This is a genomic window from Oceanisphaera arctica (assembly GCF_002936955.1).
In the GTDB taxonomy this organism is placed as follows: domain Bacteria; phylum Pseudomonadota; class Gammaproteobacteria; order Enterobacterales; family Aeromonadaceae; genus Oceanimonas; species Oceanimonas arctica.
Genome location: NZ_MPZM01000008.1, coordinates 45453 through 65906, shown reverse-complemented (window position 1 = coordinate 65906; position 20454 = coordinate 45453). Strand labels below are relative to the sequence as shown.

At 58.3% G+C, this 20454-nt stretch carries 17 protein-coding genes; 3 read left to right on the top strand and 14 right to left on the bottom strand.

Going from position 1 to position 20454, the window contains the following annotated elements; translation table 11 throughout:
• Position 1 precedes the first annotated feature (1 nt).
• A complete protein-coding gene (locus UN63_RS05730; RefSeq protein ID WP_104485818.1) occupies positions 2 to 982 on the top strand; it encodes a transporter in 981 nt (326 codons plus the stop codon).
• Positions 983 to 1078: 96 nt separating this feature from the next.
• Here the strand turns inward: UN63_RS05730 and UN63_RS05725 are convergent, their stop codons facing one another.
• The 7 genes from UN63_RS05725 to ytfE form a co-directional block, all read right to left on the bottom strand.
• A complete protein-coding gene (locus UN63_RS05725) occupies positions 1079 to 2152 on the bottom strand; it encodes a c-type cytochrome (RefSeq protein WP_229793524.1) in 1074 nt (357 codons plus the stop codon).
• Complete coding sequence (locus tag UN63_RS05720) at positions 2152 to 2763, bottom strand: c-type cytochrome (RefSeq protein WP_104485817.1); 612 nt, start codon at positions 2761 to 2763, stop codon at positions 2152 to 2154. Before UN63_RS05720 ends, UN63_RS05725 begins: the two co-directional genes overlap by 1 nt.
• Positions 2764 to 2892: 129 nt before the next feature.
• Positions 2893 to 3387: a M48 family metallopeptidase gene (locus UN63_RS05715; protein ID WP_104485816.1), complete on the bottom strand. Its 495-nt coding sequence runs from the start codon at positions 3385 to 3387 to the stop codon at positions 2893 to 2895.
• Positions 3388 to 3530: 143 nt separating this feature from the next.
• Positions 3531 to 3887, bottom strand: a complete 357-nt coding sequence (locus tag UN63_RS05710) for a metalloregulator ArsR/SmtB family transcription factor (RefSeq protein ID WP_229793525.1) — start codon at positions 3885 to 3887, stop codon at positions 3531 to 3533.
• Positions 3881 to 4294, bottom strand: coding sequence for an arsenate reductase/protein-tyrosine-phosphatase family protein (locus UN63_RS05705; RefSeq protein WP_104485866.1), 414 nt, complete (start codon positions 4292 to 4294; stop codon positions 3881 to 3883). Before UN63_RS05705 ends, UN63_RS05710 begins: the two co-directional genes overlap by 7 nt.
• Before the next feature lie 202 nt (positions 4295 to 4496).
• On the bottom strand, positions 4497 to 6773 hold the full coding sequence (locus UN63_RS05700) for a nitric-oxide reductase large subunit (RefSeq protein ID WP_104485814.1): 2277 nt from the start codon (positions 6771 to 6773) through the stop codon (positions 4497 to 4499).
• Complete coding sequence (gene ytfE / locus UN63_RS05695) at positions 6766 to 7443, bottom strand: iron-sulfur cluster repair protein YtfE (RefSeq protein WP_104485813.1); 678 nt, start codon at positions 7441 to 7443, stop codon at positions 6766 to 6768. Before ytfE ends, UN63_RS05700 begins: the two co-directional genes overlap by 8 nt.
• A gap of 152 nt (positions 7444 to 7595) precedes the next feature.
• Between ytfE and norR the strand changes: the two genes are divergently transcribed.
• Together norR and UN63_RS05685 are read left to right on the top strand one after the other, a co-directional pair.
• On the top strand, positions 7596 to 9155 hold the full coding sequence (norR, locus tag UN63_RS05690) for a nitric oxide reductase transcriptional regulator NorR (protein WP_104485812.1): 1560 nt from the start codon (positions 7596 to 7598) through the stop codon (positions 9153 to 9155).
• 88 nt (positions 9156 to 9243) lie between these two features.
• On the top strand, positions 9244 to 9825 hold the full coding sequence (locus UN63_RS05685; protein ID WP_104485811.1) for a porin family protein: 582 nt from the start codon (positions 9244 to 9246) through the stop codon (positions 9823 to 9825).
• Between the two features lie 413 nt (positions 9826 to 10238).
• Here UN63_RS05685 and UN63_RS05680 read toward each other — a convergent pair whose 3' ends face one another.
• The 7 genes from UN63_RS05680 to UN63_RS05650 all read right to left on the bottom strand — a co-directional run bounded on the left by UN63_RS05680 (position 10239) and on the right by UN63_RS05650 (position 20348).
• Positions 10239 to 11525, bottom strand: coding sequence for a TRAP transporter large permease (locus tag UN63_RS05680; protein WP_104485810.1), 1287 nt, complete (start codon positions 11523 to 11525; stop codon positions 10239 to 10241).
• A 53-nt stretch (positions 11526 to 11578) separates the two neighbouring features.
• Positions 11579 to 12211: a TRAP transporter small permease gene (locus UN63_RS05675; RefSeq protein WP_244905167.1), complete on the bottom strand. Its 633-nt coding sequence runs from the start codon at positions 12209 to 12211 to the stop codon at positions 11579 to 11581.
• 124 nt (positions 12212 to 12335) lie between these two features.
• Positions 12336 to 13346, bottom strand: coding sequence for a TRAP transporter substrate-binding protein (locus UN63_RS05670; protein WP_104485809.1), 1011 nt, complete (start codon positions 13344 to 13346; stop codon positions 12336 to 12338).
• A gap of 423 nt (positions 13347 to 13769) precedes the next feature.
• Positions 13770 to 14528 carry a MipA/OmpV family protein gene (locus UN63_RS05665; RefSeq protein WP_104485808.1) on the bottom strand — a complete coding sequence of 253 codons (759 nt, stop codon included), beginning with the start codon at positions 14526 to 14528 and terminating at the stop codon, positions 13770 to 13772.
• A 358-nt stretch (positions 14529 to 14886) separates the two neighbouring features.
• Entirely contained in the window at positions 14887 to 17118 is a 2232-nt protein-coding gene (locus UN63_RS05660; RefSeq protein ID WP_104485807.1) for an NADP-dependent isocitrate dehydrogenase, read from the bottom strand.
• A 220-nt stretch (positions 17119 to 17338) separates the two neighbouring features.
• Positions 17339 to 18802 carry a diguanylate cyclase gene (locus UN63_RS05655; protein ID WP_104485806.1) on the bottom strand — a complete coding sequence of 488 codons (1464 nt, stop codon included), beginning with the start codon at positions 18800 to 18802 and terminating at the stop codon, positions 17339 to 17341.
• 217 nt (positions 18803 to 19019) lie between these two features.
• Positions 19020 to 20348, bottom strand: a complete 1329-nt coding sequence (locus UN63_RS05650; protein WP_104485805.1) for a dicarboxylate/amino acid:cation symporter — start codon at positions 20346 to 20348, stop codon at positions 19020 to 19022.
• Positions 20349 to 20454 lie beyond the last annotated feature (106 nt).

Genomic DNA, 20454 nt, shown 5'->3' with positions numbered 1-20454 from the left:
CATGAAAAAAAGGATACTATCAGCCGGCTTGCTGCTTTCCGTGGTGGGTGCAGTGCAGGCACAAGACAGGCAGGTTGTTGACTCGATAGCCAACACCCTGGAAACGCGAGGTTTGCTTACCCCCAAGGGGCATTTTGAAATTGAACCCTCAATCAGTTATTCCCAGAATACATCCAACCGTATTTCCATTGTGGGTTACAGCGTGTTACCCGCTCTGGTGGTGGGCTTGATAGAGGCGTCGGATGCGGATCAGGCGACCTTCACTTTTGGATTGGCTGCTCGTTATGGCCTGACTAACCGGATAGAGCTGGAGTTGAGGGCGCCCTGGGTATATCGCTACGACACCTTTTCTATAAGAGAGGCTAATACCCCGACAAATTCGCCAAGAAAATTTACATCCGAAGGCGCTGCCTTGGGAGACATTGAAGCGGCCATTCGCTATCAGTGGAACCTGGAATCGGCTCCGTTCTGGATCGGTGGCTTGAGAGTAAAATCAGACACAGGTGATTCTCCATTCGATGGTGAAGTCAATGACAACGGTATCTTCGTAGATCCGCCGACTGGCTCCGGCTCTTGGTCTATCGAGCCGAGTATGACCCTTATTTACCCTACCGACCCTGCCGTTTTATTCGGTACGGCGGGGTACACCTGGAACCTGGGAGATGATGCCGGTCGGGATCTGAACGAGGATGGTCTGGCAAATGATAAGTTCAATCTGGGCAACAGCTTCTTCCTGGGCATGGGAATGGGCTTTGCGGTCAACAACCGGCTGTCGTTCAGTTTGGGTATGAATCACAGAACCGTGTTCAAATCCAGCATAAACGGAAGAAAAACCGGCTCAATTCTGCAGCTGGACAGCCTGTCTACCGGCTTTTCGCTGGCACTGACCGACAAGACTACCCTCAATATGAACCTGCAGGCGGGTCTGACGGAAGATGCCCCCGATGTAGAAGTGAGCTTTAGTCTGCCAGTGGCATTTTAATGTCATGCTCGGCAAGCTGAAGGTGCCGATGAACTAATATGAGCGATGAAAAAAGGGCCGGATATCCGGCCCTTTTTATTCGTTTTTTAAAGCAGGTTACTGCGGCTTGTTGGGATGGTTGGGGTAGCTTTCGCTACCCAGTACCTTGCCTTCGACCTCGGTACCGTAATAGCTCTTGCCACCGTGGTACTGCTCACGGGTCTTTTTCAGATCGCCGTGATGACGCGGGTCCTGCGGGCGTTCCCGGGTATCCAGATACATGGCCACGTCCCAGGCCTGCTGGTCGGTCAGCTTGCCGGGCTGGCCCAGCGGCATGTTGCGCTTGATGAAGTAGGCGGCGGTATTCACCCGTTGCATGCCGGCCCCCCAGTTATAGGTATCCGGGCCCCACAGCGGCGGGAACACATAACGATCGTTTACCTGCTGGCCTTCGCCATTGGTGCCGTGGCATACCGAGCATTCCTGCTCATAGACCGCCTTGCCGCGGGCAATGTCCGGGGCCTGCTCCGGCTCATCCAACTTGGGATAGCCGCGGCCAGGCAACGCCGGCTCTTTGCTGCCACCTGCATCCATGTAGGACTGCATGAAGGGGAAGTCGTCGCGCTTGCCGCCCTTGAGCAAGTCTTCATCGCTGGGGACTGTCATGGCGGCCGGATCGAAGTCTTCTCCGGTCAGGGTGCCCTGAGCCAGCCAGTAGGCGTAGGCGGACAAGTCCACCAGTGCCGGATCGCCCAGCTCGGGCGGTGTGCCGTTCATGGAATACATGAAGCAACCCTGAAGCCGTTCCTGATAGTCGTTTATCTTGTTGTTTTTCTTGCGGAAGGCCGGGTAGCTCATATAAGCGGCCCAGAGCGGGGCGGCATTTTCCTTTTTGCCGGCATCCATATGGCAGTTGATACAGTTGAGGGCGTTGCCCACAAACTGGGGGGCCAGCGACTGGGTATCGACGAAGTATTGATAGCCGCGGAGTACCTTGTCACCGAATTCTCCTGCCGGCAGCTTGTCCCAGCTGGGAGGAAGAGGGTGCTCGCTGGCGGCCTTGCCGACCGGCAGCTCATCCTGAACGGCGAGCTTGTCGGGGTGGGCGGCCTGAGCGGAGCCTGCCGCCTGAGCCGAGCCGGTGACAGCCAGCGACAGACCGAGTAACAGAGCAGAAGACGGTTTCATCATTATTTTGCTCCCACGCTGGCGAAGTAGCTGGCAACGGCGGTGATTTCTTCCGCAGTCAGTTTATTGGCCACCGAGGCCATCAGGCCGTGGGTGTCGCCACTGCGGGTGCCGGCCTGCCAGGCTTTGAGCTGGCTCTCTATATAATCGGCATGCTGGCCGGCCAAACGCGGGAAGGACTCACCCACCCCCACCCCTTCGGGGCCATGACAGGCCACGCAGCTGGGCAGATCGCGCTGCCAGTCGCCCAGATACGCCAGCTTTTCTCCGTCGGTCATCTGTTGCGGCGACTTCTGGCCACGGAAAGCGGGATTGTCGGGCAGCTCAACCGGCAGGCTGGCAAACCATTCGCTGGTGGCCTTGATACCGGCATCGTCCAGCATCATGGCCATGGGCTGCATGATGGCGTTATTACGCTCACCGGATTTGAAATGCTGTAACTGCGCAGCCAGATAGGATGCCGGCATGCCCGCGATGGAGGGGGCGAGATTCGGCATGCCGAGCCCGCTGGCCTGGTGACAGCTTACGCACACCGCTGCCTGAGGCGGCATTTCGGCCGCGGCCGGTAACGCATTCATGACCAGGGCGCTGGCCAACAATACCGATTTTTTCATAGTTGTGATCCTGACGTTATGCTTCCACGCGTATTCTAGAAGTGTGGTGAGTGGGGTGATATACGTACTTTCCACATAACCCTGGTAGATTTGACCTGCGAGGTACATTTGACCCGCTATGAGCGGGTTTCACACCTCTCGTTCCCGCCACTGCAACCACAGCCGGGTGTCCAGCTCAAGCTGGTGATAACCGGACTCCATATGGCAGCACAGTTGGTAAAAGGCCTTGTTATGATCCTTTTCCTTAAAGTGCGCCAGCTCGTGTACCACTATCATGCGCAAAAACTCCGGCGGAGCCTCCTTGAACAGGGCGGCCACGGTAATGCTGTTGTGGGCCTTGAGTTTGCTGCCCTGTACTCGGGACTGATAGGTGTGCATGCCCAGGGCGTGCTTGAGTACATTGAGTTTGCTGTCGTAGCGCACCTGACTGAGCGGTGGGCTCTTGCGCAGATACTGGCTTTTCAGGCCGTTGATATAGCCGTACAAGGCCTTGTCATTCTGGATCTGGTGTTGGTGCGGATACTTGCGTTCAAGATAATCTCCCAGCCGGCCGCTGGTGAGCAGTTCACCGGCCTGAAGCTGGATTTGTTCCGGATAACCGGTCAGGTATTTTAGGAAATTCACGCCGTGCCTCGCGCTGACTGAGCTGACGGCCATTATAAAGCGGAAGAATCGGCGTGTCCGTAATGATGCGAAGCCTGTGATACGGCAGGCTGGCACCCGGTCCGGAGTCATCAGCAGAAGGTCGAGGCGTTATCGGAGGCGACTCAGCAGCACAACTGCTGGCGTTCGGGCCTGTTGCCCATTTTTGCCAGTCGCGCCCGGGCGGGCTCGATATAGTGCTGATAATGGCTGAAGGTTTGTTCCAGCAGCGCCAGAGCGCCGGTGTTCAGGCCGGGGGCCAGCCGGTAATGCACCCACTGGCCCTCGCGGCGGTCGGTCAGCAATTCATGCTGGCGCAACAGCGCCAGATGACGGGAAATTTTAGGCTGGCTCTGGTTCAGGGCATGGGTCATTTCGCAGACGCACATTTCCTGCTCGGCCATGATCAGCAACATCAGTTGCAGCCGGGTGTCGTCGGCCAGCGCCTTGAACAGGGCGAGCGGAGAGTCTGCGGTTACCACAGGGGCTTTGCCTTGCGATCCTGGAGCAGTACCAGCAGCTTGATGCGCTCGAAGATTTCGTGCACCACCTTGGCCGCCTGTGGCTGGGAACAGCATAGTGTATCCTCGAAATGCCAGGCCATGAACTGGTTGGCCGGTATGGCTCTGGCCGCTTCTTCAGCCTGTTCGCAGAGGCTGATCACGATATCGAAGTACCGTTCCTCAATGCTGTCCAGCCCCTTGCTGTTGAGCCCCTCGGTATTGACGCCGAGTTGCGTCAGGGCGGCCAGGGTATGAGTATCTATCACGGTCGGCTGCAGGCCCGCACTCATTGTCTCAAAGCGGTCGGCGGCGAGATGTTTGAGCAGCGCCTCGGCAATAGGAGAGCAGACGGCGTTGCTTTGGCAGACAAAAAGCACAGAGGTCATGGCGGAATCGGAGTCCTGAATGATGGCCACATCATATATATGGGCCTTCGTATGTCAACGACATCGGCGCCATGGCTTCATCATGCTGTCATCTTGTTCGGTTAAAGAGCTGGATGCGTGTTCGCCAGGCGGTAGCCAATAAAAAGCCCCGGTGCCGCTAGGGGCACCGGGGCTTGATGATTCGACCTGAGTCGGCTAGCGATTACTTGGAAGCCAGTTCGGCCACTCCCTCTTCTGCCTGCTTGCTGCGGGGCCAGAGGCCAATCACCACCTGCCAGGTCACGGCCAGGGTTCCGATGATAAAGACCACGTCACCGAAAGTGCGTACCCAGCGCAGGGTTTGCAGCAGACCTTGCTGCATGAAGCTTTCGCTGCGGGCATACCAGAGGCCCTCGCTGGCGCTGGCCACAAACTGAATGACGCCCACCGGCAGCACGCTGGTGAACAGCATCAGCACCAGACCACCGTTGAGCCACCAGAAGGCGGTTTTCATCAGCGACTCGTTAAAGACCAGGTTGGGGCGAATGTAGCGCAGCACCAGCAAGGTGAAGCCCAGGGCCAGGAAGCCATAAACACCGAACAGGGCCGCGTGAGCATGGGTCGCAGTGGTGTTCAGCCCCTGAATATAATAGAGCGCGACCGGCGGGTTGATCATGAAACCCAGTACTCCGGCGCCCAGCATGTTCCAGAAGGCCACGGCCACGAAGAACATCAGCGGCCATTTCACGCTGGCCATCCAGGGCGCGCGGTTTTTCAGGCGCCAGTTTTCCCAGGCCTCGTAACCCAGTACCACCAGCGGCACCACTTCCAGCGCGCTAAAGGTCGCGCCTACGGCCATCACCGGGGTGGTGGTGCCGGAAAAGTACAGGTGGTGGAAGGTGCCCGGAATGCCGCCGAGCATGAACAACGAGGCGGAGGCCAGGCTGGCGGTGGTGGCCATGCGCTTGGACACCAGGCCCATGCTGCAGAAGATAAAGGCCAGGGCGGTGGCGGCGAACACTTCGAAGAAGCCTTCTACCCACAGGTGGACTATCCACCAGCGCCAGTATTCCATTACCGAGATATGGGTACGTTCGCCGTAGAAGAAACCGGCGCCGTAGAAGAGGCCGATGGCGGCACAGGAGGCGGTCAGCAGTGCCAGCAGGTGTTTGTCACCGGGCTGACGCAGAGCCGGCACTATGCCGCGCAACATCAGCACCAGCCACAGCACTATGCCGGTGAACTTGCCAATCTGCCACAGGCGGCCCAGGTCGACATACTCATAGCCCTGATGGCCCAGCCAGAAGTTGAGGTTGGCGGGCATGATCTGCGCAATGGCCAGGTAGTTACCGGCAAAGCTGCCGACCACCACGGAGACCAGCGCCCAGAACAGCACATCCACGCCCAGTTTCTGGAACTTGGGATCCTTGCCACCGTTGATGATGGGGGCGAGGAACAGGCCTGCAGCCAGAAAGCCGGTGGCAATCCAGAACATCGCGCTTTGCAGGTGCCAGGTGCGCGTCAGGGTATAGGGCAGCCATTTGGAAAGCTCAATGCCGTAAAAATGCTGGCCTTCCACCGTGTAGTGAGCGGTTATACCCCCCATCATCACCTGGAAGGTGAATAGGGAGACGACCAGGAACAGGTACTTGCCCAGTGCCTTTTGCGAGGGCGTCAGTTTGAATCTGGTCAGGGGATCTTTGGCCGGGGCTTCGGGCTCTTTCTCGTCTTCCTTGCGCAGGAAGGCCCAGGCCCAGATAAGGCCGCCGACACCGGCAATCAGCAGCACCACACTGACGATGGACCAGACGATATTCTCGGCGGTGGGTTTGTTGTCGATCAGCGGCTCATGGGGCCAGTTGTTGGTGTAGGTGGCACCCCCTTCAGGGCGTTCGGTACCTGCGGCCCAGGCGGTCCAGAAGAAGAAGTTGGTCAAATCCGCGCGACGCTCGGCGCTCGGCAAGGTGTTCTCCTTCATGGCATAGCTTTGGCGGGTGCTCTGATAGTCCGCATCGTTGCCGAACAGGCGACTGTAATAGTCGGCGGTATCGGTCATGGCCCGGGCGCGACGATCGGAGATCACCAGCACATCATCGGCGGCGTTATAGCCGTTGGTGCGGTACTCTTTTTTCAGCCGATGTTGCAGCAGGGCCTGCTGCTCGTCGTCCAGCTCGGCGTAGTGGCTGCCGAAATCATCGAGCGCAGACAGATCCAGCCAGGCCATCAGCTCCCGGTGCAGCCAGTCGGCGGTCCAGTCCGGTGCCTGATAGGCGCCATGACCCCAGACCGAGCCCAGCTGCATGCCACCGACCGATTGCCAGGCAGTCTGACCATCGAGAATGCCGTCTTTGGTGGTGAGCAGGGTGCCGCTTTCGGTCACGACCTGAGCGGGAATGGGCGGAGCCTCGCGATAAACTTCCCGGCCAAAATAACCGAGTACGGCAAAGGTAAGGCCGAGAACGACGAGTAGTATCGTCCACAGGCGACGATAATTAGCCATGTTGCACCTCCTGGCGCGTAGATGTTTGGAACAAAATGTTGTTCTCCAGATGAATATGCTGCATTAAATCGGTGTACAGCTCGCCAATACCGGCATAAAGCGCCTGCCAGCTAGCGCAGGCTCCCGCCGGCAGGGCGAGGTAATCGGTGAGCTCCATCAGGCGGGCGAGCGCCTGGCTGTGGTCGTCGTGCTCCATACGCATCACACTGATGGGGGCCTGAGCCGGGGTGAACATGCCCTTGCGCAGCATGGGGAACAGAATTTGCTCTTCCTTTTGCATATGGCTTTCCAGCTCCTGGCGCAGGGTCTCCAGGTGATCGGCCAGACCATGAGGGCATTCGGCATGGTCGGTGTGAGTCAGCTCGACCCGGCGTGACAAGTCGGACAATGTTGCCAGTTGTGTGCGGTGAACTTCATGATATCGATCAATAATGTGGTCGATAAGCTGGTCTGTGGTGGCACGGGACCAGTTGGTTTCATCTTCGTTGCGGGCCGGCAGCGACTCCAGCCGGGTCAGCACCTCGGCGGCATCCAGACCGCGTTTGGCCAGCGCTTCACTCAGCAGGTCACTGCCGTCGCAGCAATAATCCAGCCGGTAGTGATGAAGTACCCGGGTGGCGCCCGGAATGTCCCTGGCCAATGAGCCGAGGGAATGGTTGAGCAGGCTCATGTGTTGCTCCTTGATTGAGGTAACCTGCCCAATAATCAGCAATCAGCATGCCAGTTTTTAAGTTTATGATATTATTGTTATTTTTATTTTTATGGTATTTTTTACCCTGTTTGCATAGGGTAATTAAAACCCTTAAATGGTAATTAATACCCATGATTTACGAGATCCTGCTTGCTGATCTGACTACCGATTTGCCCAGTGCGGTGCGGTTGCAAAGCCTGGTCCGTACCCTGCGAGAATCTTTTCATGCCGGTGCAGTGTGTCTGCTGCGGCTGGATGACGATGTCCTGAGCCCGGTGGCGGTAGACGGCCTGGTGCGCGAGGCACTGGGCCGACGCTTCGTGGTGGCGCAGCATCCGCGGCTGGCAGCCATTCTTGCCAGTCGCAGCACGGTGGCTTTTGCGCCCAACTCAACGCTGCCAGATCCCTATGACGGTTTACTGGAGCACCATGTCGGCGAGGCGCTGCCGGTGCACGACTGCATGGGTATCAGTCTGTATGTTGAGGGGAATTTGTGGGGCGCCCTGACCCTGGATGCGCTCGAGGCGGGTACTTTCGATCGGGAAGCGCACGCACAGTTGCAGCGGCTGATGCTGCCGGTGGCGGCGGCGGTGCGGATGACCCGGCTGGAGCAGGATATTCGTGGCCTGCGGCTGGTGCGTCAGGATGCGCCCGAGCTGCTCAGCGAGCGTAGAGAAGGAGAGATACTGGGCCAGAGCGGCCAGCTCAGGCAATTATTGCAGGAGCTGGATGTGGTGGCCGATTCCGAGCTGCCGGTGTTGCTGACCGGAGAAACCGGGGTGGGCAAGGACCTGTTTGCCCACCGTCTGCACCAGCACTCGCGTCGGCGACGGAAACCGCTGGTGCAGGTCAACTGCGCCGCCCTGCCCGAGTCACTGGCCGAGAGCGAGCTGTTCGGCCATGTGAAAGGCGCCTTTTCCGGTGCCGGCAACGCCCGGCCCGGGCGCTTCGAGGCCGCCGACGGCGGTACCCTGTTTCTGGACGAGGTGGGCGAGCTGCCGCTTGGTATTCAGGCCAAGTTGCTGCGGACATTGCAGAACGGCGAAATCCAGCGGCTGGGGGAAGACAAGCCGCGGAAGGTCAATGTGCGGGTGATTGCGGCCACCAACCGCCAGCTGCACGACAGCGTGCGCGACGGACATTTTCGCGCCGATCTCTATCATCGCTTGTCGGTGTATCCGGTGCCGATTCCGCCGCTGCGGGAGCGGGGCGGTGACGTGCTGGTGCTGGCCGGCCACTTTCTGGAACTGAACCGGGCACGATTGGGCGTGCGTAGCCTGCGCCTGTCTCCGGCCTCGGAGCAGGCCCTGTGCCGGTATGACTGGCCCGGCAACGTGCGCGAGCTGGAGCATGTGATCAGCCGCGCGGCGATCAAGGCCCTCAGCCGGGGAGCAGTGCGGGAAGACATCATCACCCTGGAGCCCGAGCTGCTGGACTTGGCCGGCGACTCGCAGGGCTCTGTCGCCACCGCAACCGAAGCGGGGATAAACACGGGTGCGACACCGGATAGTGCTGATCTGGTTTCTGGCCCACCCCCGGTCAGCCTGCAGCAGGCGACTAACGACGCCCAGCGCCGGGCCATAGAACAGGCACTGATGCAGAGCAAAAACAACTGGGCCGCCGCCGCCCGTTTGCTGGAAATCGACCCCAGCAATCTGCACAAGCTGGCGAAAAGACTGGGGATGAAATAATTCATATGGAGCCAAGTGGATTGTTGTTCTACGCTTTCCAAGCACAGTGGTGACATAACATCCAATAATAATCTCAAGGACGATATATATGAAATTGAAAGCATGTCTTGCGGGAGCATGTCTGTTGGTGGCGTCTGGCGCCCAGGCTCAGCAATATTCCTCAGGTAGTCCCTTTGTCTATTCACAACCCGAGTTTTATGTTGGGTTGAACTATGCGCAGCTCAGTCTGGACGCCGAAGACGACTTCTTTGAGGAATCGGCTGACTGGAATACGATAGGGGTTAATCTTGGTGTTCAGCCTTCTCCCTATCTGGCCTTTGAAGGTCGCTATGGTAAGGGAGTGGGTAGCGATGAGCACTTCGATGGTGCAGTAGAAACCAAGTTGAAACATTATTTTGGTGTATATGCCCTGCCGCAGATTCCCATTCAGGACTTCATGTCGGTCTATGGTCTGCTGGGCTGGACCAAGGCCAAGGCAGAAGCCAGTGTAGCTTCGGCGCGGTGGAAAGGCTCCGAGTCTGAAGATGACTTCAGCTATGGCGTCGGGGTGCGCTTCCTGGACAAGAGCCGTCCCGGTGGCGTGGCCTTCTTTGCGGAATATGCCCAGCTGATCAACCGCAGCGACTATGACATCAACGGCCTGATGGTGGGCCTGAGCTGGCATTTCTGAACCGAAACCGCGTTACTCTCAAGGGGCCTCAAGGGCCCTTTTTTGATCCCCTTGCATCGGGCAGCTGGTCTTCTCGAGCACCGAGTTGCTTGTAGACGACGCAAACAGGCGACGCCGGAGCATCAAGGAGAACAAAGGGATCTGCTCCGCCGACCAGCACATGACAGGGCCGAAAAATGCTCCTGCTATTTCGGCATTCCCGCCGTCCCTGGCGGTCAGATGTCATGTGCTGAGCGCAGAGGGGGCGAGCCTGTCTCGCCGTGACGAGCGTTTCGGTCTGACCGAACATCCAGTGAATGTTCGCAGCAGGCTGAAACTGTGAGTGGCATTTACCTGAGCGGGTCGGCGGAGCGGGCCCTTTGTTCGGGATTGATATGACAATCGAATAGATCGATTGCTCCATGGGACTGGTATCAATCGGGAAAGGCCAGATCGCGTAAAAACAGGGCAATATCCGGAAAGGCAATAATCAGCCCGGCGGCGGCCACCAGCATGAAAATAAAGGGTGGGGTACCGCGGATCACCTCCATATAGGGGCGCTTGAAAATGGCAATGGCGGTGAATATATCGCAGCCGAACGGGGGGGTGGCCGAGCCGATGGCCACCTGCAGGGTAATGAGCACCCCCACTAGTACAGGATCCAGCCCGGTGGCCTGAATGGCCGGGGCGAAGATGGGCGTCAATACCAGGATGACGACGATGGGGTCCACAAACATGCAGGCGATGAAGAAGGCCACGCAGATGGCGATCAGAACCCCGACCGGACCGGCCTCGTTGACGCCAACCGACTCCAGAATGGCCTGGGGTACCTGGGCGAACGACAGTATCCAGGAAAAGCCGTTACCGACTGCTACCAGAATAAAGACCACGGCGGTAATCAGGCCGGTGGACTTGGCGATACGATAGATCTCGGGAAGCTTGAGCGAGCGGAACACCACGAACTCCAGCAGGAAGGCGTAGAGCACACAGACCGCCGCCGCTTCCGTGGGGCTGAATATACCGCCGTAAATGCCGCCGACGATAATCACCGGAAAAAACAGCGGCCACAGGGCCATCTGAACCGCGCGGAACCGTTCCGACCAGCTGGCTTTCGGCTCGGTGGGAACATTATGCTTATGGGCGTAATACAGGCAATAGAGCGAAAACATCAACAAAATCAGCAAGCCGGGACCGATGCCGGCGATAAACAGCTCGGCGATGGAGGTTTCGGAGATGACCCCGTAGATGATCATGCCGATGCTGGGCGGGATCAGAAAGGCGATGTCGCTGGCATTGATGATCAGCGCCAGGGTAAAGGAGTCGGAATAACCGGCCTTGAGCATTTTCGGGCGCAGCGGCGAGCCGACCGCCACTACCGTGGCCTGAGTGGAGCCGGACACGGCGCCGAACAGGGTACAGGAGGTGGCGGTGCTGATTGCCAGTCCGCCCTTGATGTGGCCGATGAAGGCCATGACCATGTTGATCAGTCGGTCGGCGGAGTGGCCGCGGGTCATGATGTCGGCGGCGAGAATAAACATGGGCACCGCAATCAGCGAGGCGGGACGAATGCCGCCCATCATCTGCTGAATAAAGGTCTCCATCTGGCCAAAGCCGTCGAACATCATCACAAAACCGACCACGGAGGCGGTGATCAGCGGAATCATCATGGGAAAGCCCAGCAGCAGCAGCCCAATCATGATGGCCATTAACAGCGTTGCCATGGTTTATGCCTTTTTATGGTTATTGACGTCAGGCGCTTTATTACCGCCCGGGATTAAACTTTGGTCTCGGTATTGGTTTCGGTATGGGTTTTGGTCTCGCCGTAGCCATCCATCACCCCGGTGGAGAGATAGATACCATCGCTGGTCAGGTTCTTGACGGCGGTCAGCAGGTATTGAATGCCGGTAACGGCGAAGCCCACGGGGGCCCAGATATAAATCCACCAGATCTCGATGCCGAGTGCCGGCAGAATGCGGCCACGGCTGTGGAGTGTGTCGATATAGCCGTAGGCGTGGTAGCTGAGAAAAAACATCATCAGGGCGGTAAAGAGGGCGATGAGGATCATCAGTATCTTTCTGACCTTGGCCGGCAAGGCATCGTACAACGCCGACATGCGGATATGGCGGCCGTGACGGGCGGCGTAGCCGAGGCCGGCGAAGGTGATGAAGATAATCAGAATCCGGTTGATCTCGCCGGAAAAGAAGAAGCCCTCGCCAAACACAAAGCGGGCGATGACATTGGCGCAGGTGTTGATGGCCATCAGCAGCACGCCGGACGCCAGCATCACGGCCTCGAATCGGGCGATCCATTCATCGATTGCGCCGAGAAAGCCGGGCAGGCCGGAGTCATAGGAAGCGGTGTCATCTTCTAGTTCAGGAGTGTGCTCAGACATTTTGTTATCAGACATTGTGTGCTTAGACAAAGTTGTGCTCCTAAGCCGTCTCTGTTCCGGCGGCAGAGGCACCTCCGGATGGGATTTATACGGCCCCGCCAGGGAAGTCTGGTGAGGCCGTGGGCTCATTATTAATTATTTACAGATCTTTCAGATCCTGTTTGAACTGGTCCAGCAGCGCCTTGCCGCTGTCACCGGTCATGTCGATAAACTTGTCTTCCACCTGGGGCGCCCGTGCCTTGAAGGCGGCAATCTGGCTCTCATCCAGGCGAGTCACCGTGACCTTGTCGCTGTTCTTGGTGATTTTCTCCAGCGAGCGGTCGGCGAGGCCGTCAATGTGCTCGATGATTTCCTCGAAGGCGTGATCGGCGGCCTTCTGCACCAGTGCCTTGTCCTCATCGGGCAGGCCCTGGTAGAAGTCCTGATTCGCCATCATGGCGGTGGTGAACCAGCCGTGGCCGGTGAAAATCAGGTTGGGAGACACTTCATAGAGGCCGCCGGACTCGATCCAGAAAATCGGGTTTTCCTGACCCTGAATCATGTTGGTCTGCAGGGCGCCGTAGACCTCACCCCAGGGCAGGGGGGTCGGGGTGGCGCCGAAGGCGGAATAGGTTTCCGACAGCAGCGGGTTGGTCATGACCCGAATTTTCTTGTTGTTCAGCTCTTCTGGCGTGGTGGCTTTTTCATCCAGGGTGATGACCATTTCGCCTTCGGGATACATTTTCAGCAGTTCCAGACCCTTCTGCTCATAAAGCTTGGGAAAGTCTTCGTTGATGGCCTTGCTCTCGCGAAAGAAGCTCACCACCTTGCTCATATCGGTGGGCATCAGGTAGGGAATGAAGAAAATCTGGGCTTCGGGGATCAGGGCGCCGGTAAAACCGGGAGACTGGTTGACGAAGTTGAGAATGCCGGCCTGCGTCTGCTCCATGATGTCATCGGATTCGCCCAGCTCGCCAAAGCGATAAATCTGCAGGGTATGATCCGAGTGCTTTTCGATATATTCCTTGAACTTGTGCGCGTATACGTCCTGTACGTCGCCTTCGTATTCTTCGTGGGCATAGCGCCAGTTGTCGGCCTGAGCGGCAGTACAGGTGAACAGCGCCAGCGCCGACAGTCCGGTCACCAGCTTGAGTCCTTTTTGCTTGTTCATTCCGTGCTCTCCTTCGTTTCGGGTTCTAACCTCATTTGGGGCTATTATAGACTGTCAAAAGACGACCATGGACGCAAGGGAGCAATGCAATCAAGTGCGTGAAGGAGAGCAGAGTTAGCTTGATAAACGATTGTTAATGTAGGTTTTTATTCTGATTTAAATATCTGTATCGTTATTTTTATGATGTTCTTGCGGTTTTTTGTGGGTCAGGCAGTAGAGGTTACTCAAGTCGCCATAAGTAATAAACTGACGAACAATACGGGTGATAAACGGCGGAAATATGGTTTCATCACTAATGAATGTGGGGCAATGTGAGACTGAAGTGGCCGAGTTGCCTGTTGGCGCCGTCTTCGGGCAACTCGGTGTTCAGAAAGAGGCAACCCTACTGCCTCTTTCTTCCACATGTATGACTAAGAGACAGCCTTAGAAGTGGTAGCTGAGTACCGCGCCGGCCAGGGTCTGGGTGGCGTCACCGGTCTGACGAACGATGGGGCTGTCTTCTGCATCACCGGTGAGCTGGGTAATACCGGCCAGACCGGTAATACTCCAGTCGGGCGCAAAGCGGTAGCTGATGCTGCCGCTCAGGCCCAGGCGCAGGTAACCCTCGTCGGGACGATAGCGCGACAGACCGCTGCGGGCGGCATCGGCGGAGGACACACCGAACATGTCTTGGGTCCATTCCTTGCTGCTGTAAACCAGGCTGGGGCCAAAGCCCGCATGCCAGTTCGGGGCAATCTCGTCACGCCAGCCGGCTCGCAAGGTCACCTGGTAGCCGTCCACATCGCCGCCAAGCGGTGTTTCTGCCTGCAGGCTGTAGCGCCAGGGCCCCGGTTGGTAGGCGACTCTCAGGCCACCGGTCAGACCGGCATCCACCTTGTCGAAACGGCTCAGGTCGCCGGTGTTGTCGCGGCCCAGGTGATAACCGATAAAGGGGGACAGGGACCAGTCTTGCTGCTGAATCAGGTTCCAGCCCAGACCATCGCGCAGGTTCAGGTAGAAAAGGTCACCATATGTCAGGTTGATATTCGGCAGGGCCCGGTTCTTGTAGTCGTCACTGCCCAGATAATCGGGGGTGACCATGGCGGCGGCACCGATGCTGCCGGTCCAGGTAGATTGGGCCATGCAAGGGGCGGCCAGCATGGGCGCCAGGGCGGCGAGGGAATATATAAATGAACGAGACATAAAAACGGCTATCCTCTTGTTATCTCTTATTATTAAGTTATTTTTGATCATTAATACGTCACGGCCGTTCCCTGGCAGTCCTTAGGAGTTCAGGACGAGTGTATTTTTGTGTTGATCCCGGTCTGCAGGCCCGGTTTTCAAGGGCCGAAAACGACGTATATCAGCAGAGTCTGATCTTGCCGCAGTGTAGCATGAGCCGGGCTGTGTTATTGGTGTCAGGGGGGCGGCACCGCCCATTATGGGCGCACCGACGTTGACCACATGGGCATGGTATTCACCCTGCCGCATTCAATAAAAAACCCCCGTCATCCAGGATGCCGGGGGTTTGGTTTAACCGGGTCGACTCAGGCGGTCAGGCTCAGCCTTTCAGTGCGGCCAGGGTCTGATTCAGAGTGGCGCTGGGGCGCATCACCTTTTCTACCGCAGTCGGGTCGACGTGGTAATAGCCGTTCAGGCCGGCGGACTGACCTTGCACCGCGTCCAGCTCGGCGACGATTTTCTGCTCGTTGTCGGCCAGGGCCTTGGCCAGCGGCGCGAAGTGGGCGGCCAGTTCGGCGTCGTCTGTCTGGGCAGCCAGTTGCTGGGCCCAGTACAGGCTCAGGTAGAAGTGGCTGCCGCGGTTGTCCAGCTCACCGGCTTTGCGTGACGGCGACTTGCCGTTGTCCAGCAGCAGCTCGGTGGCCTTGTCCAGGCACTTGGCCAGGATCTTGGCGCGGGCGTTGCCTTCCTTGATACCCAGCTCTTCCAGCGACACCGCCAGCGCCAGGAATTCACCCAGCGAGTCCCAACGCAGGTGGTTTTCTTCCATCAGCTGCTGTACGTGCTTGGGCGCGGAGCCGCCGGCGCCGGTTTCGTACATGCCGCCACCGGCCAGCATGGGCACTATGGACAGCATCTTGGCCGAGGTGCCCAGCTCCATGATCGGGAACAGATCGGTCAGGTAGTCGCGCAGCACGTTGCCGGTCACGGAAATGGTGTCCTGGCCGCGCATCATGCGTTCCATGGAGAAGCGGATGGCTTCGTTGTAGGACATGATGTGGATGTCCAGACCGTTCAGATCGTGCTCCTGCAGATAGGCTTCCACCTTCTTCTGCAGCTCATTGTCGTGGGCGCGCTCGGCGTCCAGCCAGAACACTGCAGGAGTAGCGGAGTGGCGGGCGCGGGTAACGGCCAGCTTGACCCAGTCGCGAATGGCCGCGTCCTTGGTCTGGCAGGCACGCCAGATATCGCCTTTTTCGACGTCGTGCTGCATCAGCACCTGACCGTTGGCATCGACAACGCGCATGGTGCCGTCTTCACGCAGCTCGAAGGTCTTATCGTGCGAGCCGTATTCTTCGGCCTTCATCGCCATCAGGCCCACGTTGGGCACGGTACCCATGGTGCGCGGGTCGAAGGCGCCGTTGGTCTTGCAGAAATTGATCACTTCCTGATAGATACGGGCGTAGGTGCTCTCGGGCATCACCGCCTTGGTGTCTTTCTGCTTGCCGTCGCGTCCCCACATCTGACCGGAGTTGCGGATCATCGCCGGCATGGAGGCATCCACGATCACGTCGCTCGGCACGTGCAGGTTGGTGATGCCCTTGACCGAGTCGACCATCGCCATTTCGGGACGGTGCTCGTAGCAGTCGTGAATGGCCTGTTCGATTTCGTCCTGGGTGGACTGGGGCAATGTCTTGATCTTCTCCAGTACGCTGTTCATGCCGTTGTTGGCATTGACGCCCAGCTCGTCGAACAGCTCGCCGTATTTCTCGAATACTTCCCGGTAGAACACCTTGACCGCATGGCCGAATACGATGGGGTGAGACACCTTCATCATGGTGGCCTTGACGTGCAGTGACCACATGACGCCGGTCTCTTTACAGTCTTGCAGGGTCTGCTCGAAGAAGGCTTCCAGTGCCTTGGCGCTCATGAACATGCCGTCCAGCACTTCGCCGGCCTGCAGCGGTAATTCTTTCTTCAGCTCGACCTTGCCGGCCTTGTTGACGAACTCGATACGAACGGTCTGCTCCTTGTCCATGGTGACGGACTGCTCGCTGGAGAAGAAGTCGCCGCCGTTCATGTAGTCGGCGTGGGAGCGGGAAGCCTTGCTCCAGGCGCCCATGGAATGGGGATACTTGCGTACGAAGGCTTTTACCGCGGCCGGAGCACGACGATCCGAGTTACCCTGACGCAGTACCGGGTTGACGGCGCTGCCGAGAATGCGGGAATAACGCTCCAGAATGGACTTTTCTGCGTCGTTTTTGGCTTCTTCCGGGAGATCGGGAATATCAAATCCCTGGGCCTGCAACTCGGCCACGCAGGCACGCAGCTGGGGTACCGAGGCGCTGATGTTGGGCAGCTTGATGATGTTGGCGTGCGGGTCCTGGGTCAGTTCGCCCAGTTCGCTCAGGCCGTCGGCCACGCGTTGCTCTTCGTTCAGGCGCTCGGGAAAGGCGGCCAGAATGCGGGCGGCCAGCGAGATATCGCTCAGAGTCACGTTAATGCCGGCGGAGCTGGCAAAGGTGCGCACTATGGGAAGCAAAGAGTAGGTGGCCAAGGCGGGAGCTTCGTCGGTCAAGGTATATACGATGGTGGGTACTTTGGTAGTCATTATTTCGCTCTTTCCCTGCTTGATAGATGGGGTTCAACGGCTCAGCGCGGCACTGGCTTGTGGCGGGTGCTGGCGCTGGCCTACGCCGCTGGATTGAATTTCCGACCGGCATTGTATGACATATCGCACTCAAGACTTAAGTGCCCTGAGTGAATTCTGTGGCGTCACTCGACTAAAGAGACATGGGCCGCTCTGGATTTGGCATAAAGCAGACCCGGTGTCAGGCCTTGTTGTCGTGGTCGCCGTGTTCTGTAGCCGGGGGCGTCGGTCTGGCTGCGCAGGCCTGATCTCTGCCGTTGTGCTTGGCCTCGTAGAGGGCATCGTCGGCTCTCTGCACCAGGGTGTCCACGGTATCGGCGGGTTCGAGCTGGGCGATACCGGCGCTGGTGGTAATGCTGTCGCCACAGGGAAAGCGATGCTGGCGTATGCTGGCCAGCAATCGTTCGGCCAGCAGCCGTCCCTGATCTAGATCGGTTTCAAAGCACAAGACCAGGAATTCCTCGCCGCCCCAGCGGCAGATGGCGTCGGTCTCGCGCAGATTATCCAGCAGCAGTTGGCCGAACCGGACCAGCACCTTGTCGCCGGTCAAATGACCGCATTGATCGTTGACGTGCTTGAAGTGATCGATATCGAGCATGATCACCGTCAGCGGACGTCGGTAACGTTGTGCTCGACGCAGGTCTTTTTCCAGCGTCATGTTCAGGCCGTGCCGATTGGGTAATCGGGTCAGGGAGTCGGTCTGCGCCATCATCTCGAGTTGCCGGTTCAGCGACTTCAGGCGGCGCGCCCAGAACAGGCTGGTACCGATGACGGCGGCGAGCAATATTCCAAGGCCATAGGCCAGGGTGTAATCGGTGACCACCTCCGACACCATCTGCAACGACAGATGGCGATCCATCACTCTTTGCCGCTCCTGCTCGGTAATGGCGGCGATGCCCAGATCGAGAATATCGCGCAGGGTATGTTCCGACTGGAGGACCCCCATGCGCAGCCGGTTTTCGTAACCGGGGATCTGTCCCGAAATCTTGAGGTTGTACCATCCCTGCTGCTTGATGGTGTGGGCCGCCACCACCAGCGATCTCAAGGTCAGGTCGGCTTTGCCATCCGACACCAGTTGCATGGCCGCGGGTTCGGTATCGGTGTCGATAATGGTCAGGTTGGGAAAATTCCGGGCAAAGAGTTCGGACATGGCGGTGCCCCGTTGCAGGGCTATGGTCTTATCGGTCAGGCCGGCTACATCGGAGATAAAGGGGTGCTCTTCCCGGGTGATCAGCACATTAGGGTCGTCGAGCAGCGGCTCGGTAAATATCAGCCATTGCTCGCGTTCCGGGGTCTGGTTGAGCAGACTCAGAACCACGCAGTCTCCGCGTTGGGAGGCGGCCAGGCTCTCCTCCCAGCCGGAAGTGGGATGCAGCTGTATCTGTAATCCGGTCTTGGCGTTGACCAGGGCGATAAGGTCGGCGGCAATGCCTACATGCTGCTTGTTTTTGTCTATGGCTTCGAAAGGTAACCAGTCCGGATCCACGCACATCGACAGGGTCGGGTGGGCATCGATATAAACTTGCTGGGTAACGCTGAGCGGCACCTGGGGTTCGCCGGCCCACAGCCTGGTGGTGGAGACAAGCAACAGGAAGAGACCGAACAGCAGCCGGTAATCGGGTAATCGTCCTAACCGTCGTAACATTGAAGCTGGCCTGCCCAAGGCGGGCATCGAGGCTGAATTCATCCCTGACCTCAGGCGGTGGTGTATGAGTCCATAATGCGACTTGCGGCGGCCGAGGGCAATGGTTACCAATGCCATTTTGCTGGCCGTCACGCAGAAAAAGTAATCGATACGGGGAGGGGCGGATAAAAAAAACGCCCGGGTCAGGCCCGGGCGTCGTACAGGTTAAAACCGGCTGTCAGCCCTCGTTTTTGGCCTGCGGCCGGGCACCGTGCGGAAAGTGAATTTCTTCTTCTCTCTTGCCGGCGTTGGGGTTGTTGAAGCGTGCCACATCCATGGCGCCTTCGCTCTTGCCCACGATGCAGGTGACCACGGAGTCACCCGTGATGTTGACCGCGGTGCGGATCATGTCGAGCAGACGGTCCACGCCGATGATCAGCGCAATGCCTTCTACCGGCAGACCCACCTGGTTCAGCACCATGGCCAGCATGATCAGGCCCACGCCGGGTACACCGGCGGTGCCGACAGAGGCCAGGGTGGCGGTCATGATCACCATCAGGTAATCGTTGAAGGTCAGGTCGATGTTGAAGGCCTGGGCGATAAAGGCGGTGGCCACGCCCTGCATGATGGCGGTGCCGTCCATGTTGATGGTGGCGCCGAGCGGCACGGTAAAGGCGGCAACCTTGTTGTCTACGCCCATGCGGCGCGTGGCGGTTTCCATGGTCACCGGAATGGTGGCGTTGGAGGAGGCGGTAGAGAAGGCGAACATGACTGCATCTTCCATTTTCTTGAGGAAGGTCAGCGGATTCAGGCCGGTAAAGGCCCGGAACATGATGGAGTAGGTCACCAGGCCATGCAGCAGCAGGGTACCCGCCAGCACCAGGAAGTATTCCATCAGGTTGACGATGGCATCCAGACCCAGGCTGGTGAACAGCTGGGCCATCAGGCAGAAGACGCCGTAGGGCGCCACGTTCATCAGCAAGGTCACCAGCTTCATGATGACTTCGTTGAAGTCACCGAACATGGCGGCGATACGCTCACCCGGTTTACCGGCCAGGCTGATGGCGATACCGAACAGTACTGCAAACACGATGATCTGCAGGGTATTGCCCTGAGCCATTGAATTGATGGGGTTGGTGGGGAACATGCCGACGATGACGTCACCCAGGCTCGGGGCTTCCTTGGTGGCGAAGGTGGTGGCCGCCGTGAGGTCGACGCCGTCACCGGGTTTGAACAGATTGCCCATCAGCAACGCCAGGCTGATGGCGATGGCGGTGGTCACCAGGTAAAACGCCAGTGTCTTGCCACCGAGGCGACCCAGGGTGGACAGGTCTTTCAGCGAGCTGGTACCGCATACCAGCGACACGAAAATCAGCGGCACCACCAGCATCTTGAGGCTGGCGATAAAAATTTCGCCACCAACCTGCAGCAGGCCATTGACCACATACTCCTGCACGAAGGCGACCTCGCCCAGCAGGGTACGGAAGATAAAGCCGGCCACAATACCGAGGCTCATGCCCAGCAGGACCTTGCTGGTCAGCGACAGTTTTTTCTTGTCGGTTGTCATCAGATGGATTCTCCTTATCCGATATAAGGGAGCGAAACGGTGGCATCAAGGATGCCCTGAGGTGAGGTTTGGAGCCTCTGATTCGTCACACCGAACGTGTCAGGTG

Excerpts from the sequence above, each read along its gene's own strand:
- ytfE (WP_104485813.1), bottom strand. The coding sequence starts at position 7,443 with ATGAGCCTGCTCAACCATTCCCTCGGCTCATTGGCCAGGGACATTCCG.
- UN63_RS05650 (WP_104485805.1), bottom strand. The coding sequence starts at position 20,348 with ATGACAACCGACAAGAAAAAACTGTCGCTGACCAGCAAGGTCCTGCTG.
- UN63_RS05725 (WP_229793524.1), bottom strand. The coding sequence starts at position 2,152 with ATGATGAAACCGTCTTCTGCTCTGTTACTCGGTCTGTCGCTGGCTGTC.
- UN63_RS05730 (WP_104485818.1), top strand. The coding sequence starts at position 2 with ATGAAAAAAAGGATACTATCAGCCGGCTTGCTGCTTTCCGTGGTGGGT.
- norR (WP_104485812.1), top strand. The coding sequence starts at position 7,596 with ATGATTTACGAGATCCTGCTTGCTGATCTGACTACCGATTTGCCCAGT.
- UN63_RS05680 (WP_104485810.1), bottom strand. The coding sequence starts at position 11,525 with ATGGCAACGCTGTTAATGGCCATCATGATTGGGCTGCTGCTGCTGGGC.
- UN63_RS05675 (WP_244905167.1), bottom strand. The coding sequence starts at position 12,211 with ATGTCTGATAACAAAATGTCTGAGCACACTCCTGAACTAGAAGATGAC.
- UN63_RS05665 (WP_104485808.1), bottom strand. The coding sequence starts at position 14,528 with ATGTCTCGTTCATTTATATATTCCCTCGCCGCCCTGGCGCCCATGCTG.
- UN63_RS05670 (WP_104485809.1), bottom strand. The coding sequence starts at position 13,346 with ATGAACAAGCAAAAAGGACTCAAGCTGGTGACCGGACTGTCGGCGCTG.
- UN63_RS05685 (WP_104485811.1), top strand. The coding sequence starts at position 9,244 with ATGAAATTGAAAGCATGTCTTGCGGGAGCATGTCTGTTGGTGGCGTCT.
- UN63_RS05700 (WP_104485814.1), bottom strand. The coding sequence starts at position 6,773 with ATGGCTAATTATCGTCGCCTGTGGACGATACTACTCGTCGTTCTCGGC.
- UN63_RS05720 (WP_104485817.1), bottom strand. The coding sequence starts at position 2,763 with ATGAAAAAATCGGTATTGTTGGCCAGCGCCCTGGTCATGAATGCGTTA.
- UN63_RS05655 (WP_104485806.1), bottom strand. The coding sequence starts at position 18,802 with ATGTTACGACGGTTAGGACGATTACCCGATTACCGGCTGCTGTTCGGT.
- UN63_RS05705 (WP_104485866.1), bottom strand. The coding sequence starts at position 4,294 with ATGACCTCTGTGCTTTTTGTCTGCCAAAGCAACGCCGTCTGCTCTCCT.
- UN63_RS05660 (WP_104485807.1), bottom strand. The coding sequence starts at position 17,118 with ATGACTACCAAAGTACCCACCATCGTATATACCTTGACCGACGAAGCT.